At 71.7% G+C, this 12,128-nt stretch carries 14 protein-coding genes; 5 read left to right on the plus strand and 9 right to left on the minus strand.

The genetic code is table 11. From position 1 onward, the window contains the following. Positions 1 to 185 precede the first annotated feature (185 nt). From ACZ7M2_RS08890 to sigE, 3 genes are all read right to left on the minus strand, one after another. The gene (locus ACZ7M2_RS08890; protein WP_471594703.1) at positions 186 to 1,955 is read right to left on the minus strand and encodes a S1C family serine protease; all 1,770 of its coding nucleotides are present in this window, start codon (positions 1,953 to 1,955) and stop codon (positions 186 to 188) included. 138 nt (positions 1,956 to 2,093) lie between these two features. After that, positions 2,094 to 3,074, minus strand: coding sequence for an anti-sigma factor family protein (locus ACZ7M2_RS08895; protein WP_471594704.1), 981 nt, complete (start codon positions 3,072 to 3,074; stop codon positions 2,094 to 2,096). Then, complete coding sequence (gene sigE, locus ACZ7M2_RS08900; protein WP_471595206.1) at positions 3,071 to 3,772, minus strand: RNA polymerase sigma factor SigE; 702 nt, start codon at positions 3,770 to 3,772, stop codon at positions 3,071 to 3,073. Before sigE ends, ACZ7M2_RS08895 begins: the two co-directional genes overlap by 4 nt. A 414-nt stretch (positions 3,773 to 4,186) precedes the next feature. On the opposite strand from sigE, the gene ACZ7M2_RS08905 reads away from it, so the two are divergent. Then, entirely contained in the window at positions 4,187 to 4,711 is a 525-nt protein-coding gene (locus tag ACZ7M2_RS08905; protein WP_054228219.1) for an O-methyltransferase, read from the plus strand. A 143-nt stretch (positions 4,712 to 4,854) separates the two neighbouring features. Here the strand turns inward: ACZ7M2_RS08905 and ACZ7M2_RS08910 are convergent, their stop codons facing one another. Beyond that, positions 4,855 to 5,022: a DUF3117 domain-containing protein gene (locus ACZ7M2_RS08910; protein ID WP_003966491.1), complete on the minus strand. Its 168-nt coding sequence runs from the start codon at positions 5,020 to 5,022 to the stop codon at positions 4,855 to 4,857. Between the two features lie 144 nt (positions 5,023 to 5,166). After that, the gene (locus tag ACZ7M2_RS08915) at positions 5,167 to 5,331 is read right to left on the minus strand and encodes a hypothetical protein (protein ID WP_352045896.1); all 165 of its coding nucleotides are present in this window, start codon (positions 5,329 to 5,331) and stop codon (positions 5,167 to 5,169) included. A 65-nt stretch (positions 5,332 to 5,396) separates the two neighbouring features. On the opposite strand from ACZ7M2_RS08915, the gene chcB reads away from it, so the two are divergent. Beyond that, complete coding sequence (gene chcB / locus ACZ7M2_RS08920; RefSeq protein WP_471594705.1) at positions 5,397 to 6,200, plus strand: 2-cyclohexenylcarbonyl CoA isomerase; 804 nt, start codon at positions 5,397 to 5,399, stop codon at positions 6,198 to 6,200. 81 nt (positions 6,201 to 6,281) lie between these two features. Here the strand turns inward: chcB and ACZ7M2_RS08925 are convergent, their stop codons facing one another. Together ACZ7M2_RS08925 and ACZ7M2_RS08930 are read right to left on the minus strand one after the other, a co-directional pair. Further along, positions 6,282 to 6,863, minus strand: coding sequence for a DNA-3-methyladenine glycosylase I (locus tag ACZ7M2_RS08925; protein WP_352045894.1), 582 nt, complete (start codon positions 6,861 to 6,863; stop codon positions 6,282 to 6,284). Continuing rightward, on the minus strand, positions 6,860 to 7,210 hold the full coding sequence (locus tag ACZ7M2_RS08930) for a DivIVA domain-containing protein (RefSeq protein WP_471594706.1): 351 nt from the start codon (positions 7,208 to 7,210) through the stop codon (positions 6,860 to 6,862). The genes ACZ7M2_RS08925 and ACZ7M2_RS08930 overlap by 4 nt, the downstream gene beginning before the upstream one ends. A gap of 192 nt (positions 7,211 to 7,402) precedes the next feature. Between ACZ7M2_RS08930 and folP the strand changes: the two genes are divergently transcribed. Beyond that, on the plus strand, positions 7,403 to 8,263 hold the full coding sequence (gene folP, locus ACZ7M2_RS08935) for a dihydropteroate synthase (RefSeq protein WP_471594707.1): 861 nt from the start codon (positions 7,403 to 7,405) through the stop codon (positions 8,261 to 8,263). 30 nt (positions 8,264 to 8,293) lie between these two features. Here the strand turns inward: folP and ACZ7M2_RS08940 are convergent, their stop codons facing one another. Further along, a complete protein-coding gene (locus tag ACZ7M2_RS08940) occupies positions 8,294 to 9,052 on the minus strand; it encodes an LOG family protein (protein ID WP_054228224.1) in 759 nt (252 codons plus the stop codon). A gap of 109 nt (positions 9,053 to 9,161) precedes the next feature. Next, the gene (gene dapE, locus ACZ7M2_RS08945) at positions 9,162 to 10,241 is read right to left on the minus strand and encodes a succinyl-diaminopimelate desuccinylase (protein WP_471594708.1); all 1,080 of its coding nucleotides are present in this window, start codon (positions 10,239 to 10,241) and stop codon (positions 9,162 to 9,164) included. 97 nt (positions 10,242 to 10,338) lie between these two features. Here dapE and ACZ7M2_RS08950 point away from each other — a divergent pair, with 97 nt between their 5' ends. Together ACZ7M2_RS08950 and ACZ7M2_RS08955 are read left to right on the plus strand one after the other, a co-directional pair. Next, positions 10,339 to 11,325, plus strand: coding sequence for a VldE C-terminal domain-containing protein (locus ACZ7M2_RS08950; protein WP_471594709.1), 987 nt, complete (start codon positions 10,339 to 10,341; stop codon positions 11,323 to 11,325). A 350-nt stretch (positions 11,326 to 11,675) separates the two neighbouring features. After that, on the plus strand, positions 11,676 to 12,119 hold the full coding sequence (locus ACZ7M2_RS08955; RefSeq protein WP_471594710.1) for an ATP-binding protein: 444 nt from the start codon (positions 11,676 to 11,678) through the stop codon (positions 12,117 to 12,119). Positions 12,120 to 12,128 lie beyond the last annotated feature (9 nt).

A 12,128-nucleotide genomic window follows, 5' to 3' on the forward strand; every position in this document is an offset into this window, starting at 1 on the left:
ACCCTCGGCCCTCGGGATTCTTCCGTGGTCCGGGCCGGGTCCACGGTACCCGTCGATCCCGTCCGTCCGGAACTGTCCCGGGGCTTCCGGGTTCGTGTACACGACGAGTTTCCCCGGATGTACGCCGCTCAGCACGGGCGCGGGGCCCCTCCTGTGAAGTTCATGTCAGTTGCTGTCGAAAGAGGTCAGCCGCCGCTCGCGGAGCCGAGGACCAGGGTGACCGTCCGCTGGGAGCCGCCCCGCCGGAGGGTCAGCCGGAGCCTGTCGCCGGGACGGTGTGCGCGTGTCTTCACGATCAGCTCCTCACCGGAGTGGACGCGCTGGCCGTCGACCTCGGTGATGACGTCGCCGGCCTTGATGCCCGCCTTGGCCCCGGGGCCGCCCGCGGTGACCGGCGCGCCGTCGCCCTTCGTGCCGACCCGGGCGCCGTCGCCCGTGTAGTCCATGTCGAGCATGACCCCGATCACCGGGTGGGTCGCCCGGCCGGTGTTGATCAGCTCCTCGGCGACGCGCCTGGCCTGGTTGACGGGGATGGCGAAGCCGAGCCCGATGGAACCGGCCTGGCCGCCCTGGAGGTCGGTGCCGCCGTCGGCCGAGCGGATGGCGCTGTTGATGCCGATGACGCGGGCCCGTGCGTCGAGGAGGGGGCCGCCGGAGTTGCCGGGGTTGATGGGCGCGTCGGTCTGCAGCGCGTCGACGTACGAGACGTCGCTCCCGTCGCCCTTCTCGCCGCCCGCCGTGATGGGCCGCTCCTTGGCGCTGATGATCCCGGAGGTGACGGTGTTGGCGAGGTCGAAGGGCGCGCCGATGGCGACGACGGGGTCGCCCACCTGGACGCTGTCGGAGTTGCCCAGCGCCATGGGCCGCAGCCCGCCGACTCCCGACACCTTGACCACGGCGAGGTCGTAGCCGCTGTCGCGCCCGACGACGGTGGCCTTGGCGCTCTCGCCGCCGCTGAACGTCACGGTTATCTCGCCGCCGCTGCCGGCCGGCTCGACCACGTGGTTGTTGGTGAGGATGTGACCCCGGGTGTCGAGCACGAACCCGGTGCCGGTGTCCTCTTCGCTGGAGCCGCGCACATGCAGGGTGACCACGCTGGGCAGCGCGCGGGCCGCTATCCCGGCCACGCTGTCCGTGGGCCGCCCGGGCGCCTCCTTGGCGGCCTGCGGCAGTGTGACGTCACCGACCCCGCCGTTGCGCTCCAGATAGGCCCCTACGGCGCCTCCGACGCCTCCGGAGACGAGGGCGAGCGCCACGGCCCCGAGGACCAGCGTCTTCCTCGCCCGCTGACGCCGCTGGGTCTTCGTCTCGACAGCCGCCCCGTTCTGCTGGAGCGGTCCCGGGGCGGCCCAGGGGTCGTAGTTCTGCCACGGGGCGGGGGCCGGGTGGGGGTTGCTCGGGTACGGGGCCGGGGCCGGGAGCGGCGCCGGGGCCGGAAGCGGGAGCGGGCCCGGGGGCATGGCGGTGCCGTGCGCGGGGGTGGCCGCCGGGTGCTGGACGGGCGGGGCGGGCGCCCAGGGGCCCGGCTCGCCGTACGGCGGGGTGCTGTAGGGGTCGGGGTCGTGCAGGGGCCGGGGGCGGTCGACGGGGGCCTGTTGCGCCGGTACGGCGGCGACCGGGGCCCGGCCCGCGGCCACGTCGTCGGAGGGACCCCCGACCGCCTCCGCATCCGGCGCGCTTCCCTGAAGGACAGGACGCTCCAGCTCGAAGTCACCGCCGTCGACACCGCTCCCGGCACCGGGCCCCGCCGGTACGACGTACGGCGAAGCCGCACCAGTCGCACTGGCCACACCCGTCGGAGCCGTCGCCGGCCGGTCCAGTTCGTAGTCCCCGTCGGAGTCGTGGTTCGCGTCGGGTCCGGGGATGTCCTCGACCGGGCCCACCTCGCCGACCCCCGGAGGGACCTGACGGGGCCGACTCCACCACTTCGCCTTCGTGGGCTTCCCCTCGTTCATGCTCTCCCCACACCTGGCCCGCGGCACCACACGCCGACGGTCACCGCAGATTGCCGACTCCGCGTCCGGGAATCCCTCCGGCGGACGCGGCCCACCCTGGATTCAACCAGGTTCCGGGGCCGGGGCGCAGAGGGCCGGTCAGTGGGCGGTACGGGAGGAGGGGGACGATGAGGAAGAGGGGGACGGGGTGGTGGCCGGGGCGGCGAGCAGGCGCGGAGGCGTGAGGCCGGGCGGCGTCGACCAGGAGGTCTGCGCGATCTGCTGCGCCGGGGTGAGCGGATGTATGAGCGGGGACATCACGGCGGCACCGGCCACCACGGGGGTGGTCAGCGTGTGCATGAGGTCGTCTGCCCGGGGCACTGGAGCGGGAACTCCGGGGAGCAGGGGTGCGGACACCGAGGTCGATACCGCGGGCGCCACACCGAGCGAACGCTCTCCCTGGGCGAGCAGCGGCCCGTCGGAGCGGCGGCGCTGTGTCTCGGGAGCCGTCGCGGGCCCCGAGCCCGGCGTACGCGCCGGCGTCACATTGCTGCCGCCGGAGCCACCGCGCGCGTCCGCGGTGTCGGCCGGCACTCCTGTAGACACCCCGCCGAGCGCGACCGCGGCCAGCGACACCGCACCGGCGGCGGCGAAGGCGAAGCGCAGCCCGCGCGAGGCCGACCGGTCGGCCTCGTGACGGCTGACGTCATGGATACGGAAACCGCGCCCGGAGTCGGGCGGCAGCACGTCACCGTGCGGCGCGGCGGGCACGTATCCGAAGGGCTCTCCGCGCACTCCGAAGACGCCGGTCACCGGGGCGCCGGAGGGGAGTCTTCCGCCGAATCCGCCCCCGCCGAACGGTGAGCCATCACCGCCGTCGAAGTCACCTCCCCCGGGCAGTCCCTGGAGACGGGCCAGGAAGCTCTCGGAGGGGGGCGGAGCGGCGACTTCCGCGAAGACGTTCTTCAGTCGGCGCTGGGCGTCCGCCTCGGCCTTGCACTTCGCGCAGGTGACGAGGTGGGCCAGGACGCGATCGCGCGACTCATGACCGAGCTCTCCGTCCACCAGGGCGGAGAGTCGGTCCCCAAGATGCTGGTCGGCAACACGCCGCTCCGTAGAGTCGGGCCGGGATCCACTCACGCGGTCGCGCCCCCTCCTCCCAGCGCGGGAACTCCCGTGATCGCGAAGCCGCGGCGCTCGGCACGGGCCTCGGGAGACCGGTGTGCGAGGGCCTTGCGCAGCTGCGAACGGCCACGGTGGATCCGGCTGCGGACCGTACCGAGCTTGACGCCCAGGGTCGCGGCGATCTCCTCGTACGAAAGTCCCTCGATGTCACAGAGGACGACGGCGGCGCGGAACTCGGGCGCGAGGGTGTCCAGCGCCTGCTGGACGTCCGCGTCGAAGTGCGCGTCGTTGAAGACCTGCTGCGGGGAGGGCTCGCGGCTGGGCAGGCGCTCGGCCGCGTCGTCACCGAGGGCGTCGAAGCGGATGCGCTGCTTGCGGCGCACCATGTCGAGGAAGAGGTTCGTGGTGATGCGGTGCAGCCAGCCCTCGAAGGTGCCGGGCGTGTAGGTCGACAGGGAGCGGAAGACGCGGACGAAGACTTCCTGCGTGAGGTCCTCGGCGTCGTGCTGGTTGCCCGTCAGGCGGTAGGCGAGCCGGTAGACCCGGCCGCTGTGCGTGCTGACGATCTCCTCCCAGGTGGGCGGAGTCCACGCCTGCGACTCCGCGTCGGTGGTGAACGTCGCGGTCTGCGCGGGGGCAGCAGCATGGAACTTGTCAGCGGTGTCGGTCACGGATTTCGGCTCACCCGTCGATCTGAGGAGGCGCCGCAGCACCCCGCCCCGATCCACAGGCGCAGCCGCACCTCCCCTGTCGGCTCTGGTGGTGTCCAGTGGAGCCCCTACCATAGCCACCTCGCCCGTTAGCTCCGGATAAGCGGTTTTACGAGAATTTGATACGTGCTCATATGCCTGCGTCAGCATGTGCTCGCCACCCCGCTCCACGCCCCGCTCCACGCACCGTTCCATCGACTTCCCCCCGCTCTGTTTCCGCACCCTTCTAAACGCCTGGTCCCATCTGCGGGTTCCCGGCACCAACGGATACAGTCACGCCCAGGCAACCACGGGGACAGGGAGAGGGTCATTACCGGCAACCGGCAGACGAGCTGGGCGTTCGCCGACGCCTTTGTCGCCGAGGACGAAGCGCTGCGCTGGGCCCGCGACCGGGCCCGCGAAGCAGGGCTGCGCCCGGTGTCGCCCGGCACGGGCGCCGCGCTGCGGTTGCTCGCCGCCACCGTGGACGCGAAAGCGGTGGCGGAGATCGGGACCGGGACCGGCGTCTCCGGAATTCATCTGCTGCACGGCATGCGGCCGGACGGGGTACTGACCACCGTCGATCCGGAACCGGACCGCCAGCAGTTCGCCCGCCAGGCCTTCCGCGCGGCCGGCTTCGCCAGCAACCGCGCCCGCTTCATCCCCGGCCGCGCACTGGACGTCCTGCCCCGGCTCGCGGACGCGGGCTACGACCTCGTCTTCTGCGACGGCGACCGTCTGGAGTGCCTGGACTACCTCGCTGAATCGTTGCGCCTGCTGCGTCCGGGCGGGCTGGTCGTCTTCGAGGGGGTCTTCGCGGACGGCCGCACGGTCGAATCGGGCCCGCAGCCCGCCGAGGTCGGCCGGCTGCGCGAACTGCTGCGCGCGGTGCGCGAGAGCCAGGACCTGGTGCCCTCGCTGCTGCCGGTGGGCGACGGGCTGCTGTGCGGGGTCAAGCGCTGACCGCACGCTCGACCCCGTACCCGCACTGCATGCCTGACCTGCATCGATGCAGACGGGCACGCCGCTGCCGCAGCCCAGGAAAACCACCGCCCCGGCACCGAATACGGTGCCGGGGCAGCTGAAAGGTATGGTCGCGTTCCGCGTCAGCCGACGACCTTCTTGAGGGCGTCGCCGAGCGCGTCAGCCTCGTCAGGGGTCAGCTCGACGACGAGCCGACCGCCGCCTTCGAGCGGAACGCGCATGACGATGCCCCGCCCCTCCTTGGTCACCTCGAGCGGGCCATCGCCCGTCCGCGGCTTCATGGCCGCCATGCTCGTTCCCCTTCCTGAAACCAGCTCATCGTCGCCGACGGCCCCTTGAAGGGCACGCACGTCCCCTCATAGGACACACGTCACCGGCATCGAACACATTGCTTCCAGGCCATTATCCCGCATCTCAGGACCCGATGACCAACATCAGTCGGCATCGCTTGCGCAACGCGCTTGAGCAAAACCACTCAATTCGGCGATGTGACTGCGATACTGCGCCGCTGCATCGACTTCCACGGCACGGAATTCTTTGACGCAGGTCACATGTCCTGTCCACGCCCCGGCCGTGATCTCCGCCATGCTGTCCTGCATGCTGTCCTCGCACGCAGGACGTACCGACCAGTACGTCGGAGCCGCGAAACCGGAGGAGACCCACCATGGCCGACACCGTGCTCTACGAGGTGAGCGACGGACTCGCGACGATCACGCTGAACCGCCCCGAGGCGATGAACGCGATGAACACCGAGACCAAGGTCGCCCTCCGGAACGCGGCCCAGGCCGCCGCGGCGGACGGCGGCGTACGGGCGATCCTGCTCACCGCCGCAGGTGACCGGGCGTTCTGCGTCGGGCAGGACCTCAAGGAGCACATCGGGCTGCTGGCCGCCGACAAGGAGTCGGGGTCGCGGCACACGATGAGCACCGTGCGCGAGCACTACAACCCGATCGTGCGCGCCCTGACCGGGGCCCCGAAGCCCGTGGTGGCCGCGGTGAACGGCGTCGCCGCGGGGGCCGGCTTCGGCTTCGCCCTCTGCGCGGACTACCGGATCGTCGCCGACACCGCCGCCTTCAACACGTCCTTCGCCGGGGTCGCGCTGACCGCCGACTCGGGCACGTCATGGACCCTGCCGCGGCTGATCGGACCGGGCCGCGCCGCCGATCTGCTGCTCTTCCCGCGCAGTATCAGCGCGCAGGAGGCCTTCGAGCTCGGGATCGCCAACCGGCTCGTCCCGTCGTCCGAGCTGCGCGGCGAGGCGGAGAAGGTGGCGCGGGCGCTGGCGGCGGGGCCGACGGTCGCGTACGCCGCGCTGAAGGAGTCCGTGGCGTACGGGCTCACTCATTCTCTGGACGAGACGCTGGAGAAGGAGGACGAGCTGCAGGCGCGAGCCGGGGCGTCCGAGGACCATGTGATCGCGGTGCAGGCGTTCGTCAACAAGGAGAAGCCGAAGTACTTGGGGCGGTGACGCTTCGCTGGATTCGGCGGTCGGAGGTCGGTACGGGAACTGCGGGCCGTCTGTGGCTGGTCGCGCAGTTCCCCGCGCCCCTCAGGGGGCGCTCCTGGCCGCGCAATCCTCCAAGTGGTCGTTGACCAGGCCGCACGCCTGCATGAGCGCGTAGGCCGTGGTCGGGCCCACGAAGCGGATGCCGCGCTTCTTGAGGGTCTTGGAGAGGGCCGTCGACTCGTCGGTGACGGCCGGGACGTCGGCCAGCCGCTTCGGGGCCGGGCGGATGGCCGGGTCGGGGGCGAAGGACCAGATCAGCTCGTCCAGCTCGCCCGGCGCCCAGTCGGCCAGCACGCGCGCGTTGGCGACGGTCGCCTCGATCTTGGCGCGGTTGCGGATGATGCCCGGGTCGCCGAGGAGGCGCTCCTTGTCGGCGTCCGTGAACGCGGCCACCGAGGCGATCTCGAAGTCGGCGAAGGCGGCACGGAAACCCGGCCGGCGGCGCAGGATCGTGATCCAGGACAGGCCCGACTGAAAGGCCTCCAGGCAGAGCCGCTCGTACAGCGCGTCGTCGCCGTGGACCGGGCGGCCCCACTCCTTGTCGTGGTACGAGACGTAGTCCTCGGTGGACAGGGCCCAGGGGCAGCGCAGCGCGCCGTCGGGCCCGGCCAGCGCGTCGCTCACTGCTGCTCCCCCTCGGCCGGCTTGCGCAGCGACATGGTCGTGGTGGCGCGGGCGCCGGCCAGCGCGGCCTCCAGGTCGGCGATCCTGGCGTCCCGCTCGGCGAGCTCGGCGCCGAGCCGGCCGAGGGCGTCGTCCACGTCCGCCATGCGGTAGCCGCGGGGGGCGAGCGGGAAGCGCACGGACTCCACGTCCGCGCGGTTCACCGGCCGGTCCTGGGGGAGCGAATCCACCAGCCGATCGGGCTCGGCGTCGGGAAGGGGGGCGCTCTCGCCGCCGCCCACCACGGACAGTGTCACCGCGGCGACCACGACGGCGAGCGCGACGACCAGGAACAAGAACATGAACATCGCTGAGGTCCCCACGCTCTGGTGCCGACGCGTTGGGCGCCGGCGCGAAAGTACTGAAGCTACTGAATACGTCTGACGAGTGCCGAAGCGGTCCGGCGCTGAAAGTGTCAGGGTCCGATCGTGCCATGCGAGTCTGACAGTTAAGGTCGCAGGCGGCTAAGCAGCGGGACTTACTAGGAGAGGTCACAGGGGATGCTCAGGCTGGGCAGGCACGAATTCGACCCGCACGAGCCGGTGATCATGGCCATCGTGAACCGGACCCCTGACTCCTTCTACGACCAGGGAGCCACCTTCCGCGACGAGCCTGCGCTCGCGCGCGTGGAGCAGGCGGTGGCCGAGGGCGCCGTCATCATCGACATCGGCGGGGTCAAGGCCGGGCCCGGGGAAGAAGTGACCGCCGAGGAGGAGGCGCGCCGTACGGTCGGTTTCGTCGCCGAGGTGCGGCGGCGGTTCCCGGACGTGATCATCAGCGTCGACACCTGGCGGCACGAGGTCGGGGAGGCGGTCTGCGAGGCGGGGGCGGATCTGCTCAACGACGCGTGGGGTGGCGTGGATCCGCGGCTCGCGGAGGTGGCCGCGCGGTACGGGGTGGGGCTGGTGTGCACCCATGCCGGGGGCGCCGAGCCTCGTACGCGGCCGCATCGGATCGCCTACGACGACGTCGTGGCCGACATTCTGCGGGTGACCGTGGGGCTGGCCGAGCGGGCGGTGGCCCTGGGGGTGCCCCGGGAGTCCGTGCTGATCGACCCCGGGCACGACTTCGGGAAGAACACGCGGCACAGCCTCGAGGCGACTCGGCGGCTGGGCGAGATGGTGGAGACGGGGTGGCCCGTGCTTGTCTCCCTCTCCAACAAGGACTTCGTCGGGGAGACGCTCGACAAGCCGGTGAAGGAGCGGGTGGTCGGGACGCTGGCCACGACGGCGGTGTCGGCGTGGCTGGGGGCGCAGGTGTATCGCGTCCACGAGGTCGCCGAGACGCGTCAGGTCCTGGACATGGTGGCGTCGATCGCGGGCCACCGCCCTCCGGCGGTGGCCCGCCGGGGCCTGGCGTAGACCACCCGCGCCCCTTGCGGAGACGCTCCGCTACCGGCCCGCCTCCTTCGAGACCAGGGCGACCGCCTCCTCCACCTCGTCCGTGAGGTGGAACAGGAGGAGGTCCTTTTCGGAGGCCTTGCCCTGGGCGATCAGGGTGTTCTTGAGCCAGTCGACGAGACCGCCCCAGTACGCCGTGCCGAACAGGACGATCGGGAAGCGGGTGACCTTCTGGGTCTGGACGAGGGTGAGGGCCTCGAAGAGTTCGTCGAGGGTGCCGAGGCCGCCGGGCAGGACCACGAAGCCCTGGGCGTACTTGACGAACATCATCTTGCGGACGAAGAAGTACCGGAAGTTGAGGCCGATGTCGACGTAGGGGTTGAGGCCCTGTTCGAAGGGGAGCTCGATACCCAGGCCGACCGAGATGCCCTTCGCCTCGCAGGCGCCCTTGTTGGCGGCTTCCATCGCGCCGGGCCCGCCGCCCGTGATGACGGCGAAGCCGGCTTCGACCAGGCCTCGGCCGAGCGCGACTCCCGCCTCGTACTCGGGCGAGTCCACCGGCGTACGGGCGGAGCCGAAGACGCTGATCGCGGGCGGGAGTTCGGCGAGCGTGCCGAAGCCTTCGATGAACTCCGACTGGATGCGCAGGACTCGCCAGGGGTCGGTGTGCACCCAGTCGGAGGGGCCGCCCGCGTCGAGCAGCCGCTGGTCCGTGGTACTCGCCTGCACCTGGCCCCGCCTGCGCAGTACCGGCCCCAGCCGCTGCTCCTCCGGTGGCTGCTTCTTGCCCTCGGGGTTGCCAGTAGCCATGTGCGCTCCCTCCGCTTGCAAGTGGTTCAGGCCCAGCGTAGATCTACGCGGGTTACGGAGGGGGGACATGCGCATGTCCGCCGTGCACCACGAAGGTTCGGGCGGGTCCTCAGGACGTCAGCCAGGCGCGCAGGCGCTCCTCGGCCTCGGGGATCTCCGACGCCCGCACCCGCTCGTCCACCTTGTGGGCGAGGAGCGGCGCGCCGGGCCCGTAGTTCACCGCGGGCACCCCGAGCGCGCTGAAGCGGGCGACGTCCGTCCAGCCGAACTTGGGGCGGGCCTCGCCGCCGACGGCCCCCAGGAAGGCCGCGGCGGCCGGGTGGGTCAGACCGGGCCGGGCTCCGCCGGTGTGGTCGTCGACGATGAACTCGTCGATGTCGCAGTCGGCGAAGAAGTCACGGACGAAGGCCTCGGCCTCCGCCTCGCTCCGGTCGGGCGCGTAGCGGAAGTTGACGACGACGGTGCAGGCGTCGGGGATGACGTTGGTGGCCACGCCCCCTTCGATGCGGACGGCGTTGAGGCCTTCGTGGAACCGGAGGCCGTCCACGACCGGCGTGCGCGGCTCGTAGGCGGCGAGCCTGGCGAGGATCGGCGCCGCCGCGTGGATCGCGTTGGAGCCCATCCACGCGCGCGCGGAGTGGGCACGCTCCCCCTTGGTCTTCAGGAGCACCCGGAGCGTGCCCTGGCAGCCGCCCTCCACCTGGCCGTCCGTCGGCTCCAGGAGGATCGCGAAGTCGCCCGCCAGCCAGTCGGGGTGGGCCTCGGCGACGTGCTTCAGGCCGTTCAGGTGGGCGGCGACCTCTTCGTTGTCGTAGAACACGAAGGTGAGGTCGCGGTTGGGTGCCGGGACCGTGGCCGCGATGCGCAGCTGCACGGCGACGCCGGACTTCATGTCGCAGGTGCCGCAGCCCCACAGGACGCCGTCCTCGTCGAGGCGCGAGGGCACGTTGCCGGCGATGGGGACCGTGTCGATGTGGCCGGCGAGGATCACGCGCTCGGCCCGCCCCAGGTTCGTACGCGCCACGACGTTGTTGCCGTACCGGTCGACCGTCAGATGCGGCAGGGCGCGCAGCGCGGCCTCGACGGCGTCCGCGAGCGGCTTCTCGTTGCCGCTCTCCGAGGGGAAGTCGACGAGCCGCGCGGTGAGCTCGGCGGCGTCCAACGTGAGGTCAAGGGTGGTGTCGGCCATGCCCTCGACCCTAGCGCCCCCTGCTCGGCGCTCTGCCGCACACGGGTTGTCCACAACCTCATACGCCGCCAACAGTCGCCTCCAGTACCTTGTACGCGTGCCAGAGCCGTCCCCCACCCCTGTCCGGCGCGGCCGCCTCTTCCGTTTCGGAGCGGCCGTCGTAGTCATGCTCGCGCTCGCGGGTTACCTCGCGGTGCAGTACCTCACAGGAGGGACGGGTGCGCCGCGCTGCAGAGTCGTCTCGGGCAAGAGCGACGGCGCGTCGTACGAGTTCACCCCGGAGCAGGCGGTGAACGCGGCGACGATCTCTGCGGTCGGCACCACCCGCGGGCTGCCGGAGCGCGCCGTGGCCATCGCGCTCGCGACCGCGCTCCAGGAGTCGGGGCTGCGCAACATCCAGCACGGCGACCGGGACTCGCTCGGTCTGTTCCAGCAGCGCCCCTCGCAGGGCTGGGGGACGACGAAACAGATCATGGACCCGACGTACGCGGCCGGCATGTTCTACGAACACCTGGCCAAGGTGCCGGGCTACACGCGGCTGCCGCTCACCGTCGCCGCGCAGCGCGTGCAGCGCAGCGGCTATCCGCAGGCGTACGCGAAGCACGAGCCGGACGCGACGCTGCTGGCCGCGGCCCTGACCGGCCGCGCGGCGGCCACGCTGACCTGCGAGGGCCGCCCGGGGGCGACCCCGGTCGGCGGCCCGGACTCGGTGCGCGCCGCGCTCGTGCGGGACTTCGGGCGCGAGGTGCTGCAGGAGGCGGGAGCCGATGTGAGCACCGCGGGCTCCCCCGCCTCCTCGACGGCCTCACCGACGCTCGCTCCCTCACCGAGCGTCTCCGGCCGGACCGTGACCGTGCCCGTGCGCAAGGACCCCACCAGCGACTCCACCGTCCGCCAGCGTGGCTGGGAGCTGGCGCACTGGGCGGTGGCCAACTCCTCGACGCTGCACATCCAACGGGTCTCCTACGCGGGGCGGGAGTGGACGGCCGGGGAAAGGAACGGCGAGTGGCGCGCGCCGGTCGCCAAGGGCGGTTCGACGACGACGCAGTCCGCCGACGAGGTCCGCATCGTCACCGCGCAGTAGTACGAGGCCTCACCTGTACGGGGGACGCGCGGCGTGGCGCGTTGCCGCTGCGAGCAGGTTTTCGCGTCCTCACCCCGGATTCCGCCGGACCCCTTGAAAACAAAGGGCCGTAAGGATTCGGCAGACTTTCCGACCGGATACCCTTTGCCCGTTTTTATCCACAAACGATAATGCGACGCATTGCCAACTCTTTACGTCGGGCCACCGCAACCTTCGCGGGTCTCGAGCGGTAGTCACTGCGTCCGAGCCCGGAACGATCAACGGGTCGCCCGACAGCCGGTCGGCGGCCGGACGGTCAACTCCCGGGCACGGGTGGACACTTCACCGTTCTCTTCCGTCTAAGGAGCATCATGTCCCTCCCCCTGACCCGCCGGATCGCCCGTGCCGCGCTGCTCATCGCAGCGGGAGCGGCGCCCGTGGTCGGTGCGGCCGGCTCCGCCAGCGCGGCGGCCGAACTCCCGGCCACCCCCAACCTCGGCGGCCTGACCGCTCTGGACGGCGCGCACGTCGGCAACACGGTCGACGGTGCGACGCAGAACGTCACCGGGCTCGCGGGCACGACCGGCGGCAACGCCCTCAAGAAGGCTGTCCCGGCCGCGGGCAAGACGGGTGGCAGTGTCGCCAGGACGGCGACGCCGGCCGCGCAGAAGGTGGCCGGGGACGCGGCGGGGCAGGCCGGGGGTCTGCTCGGTGACACCGCGAAGACCACCGGTGGTGGTCTTCCGACGGACGCGGTGACCAAGGGTGGTCTGCCGACGGGGCAGCTGCCGCTGAAGGGGCTGCCGCTCGGCTAGCCGCCGGGG

This window comes from Streptomyces sp. NPDC111507 (assembly GCF_055638955.1).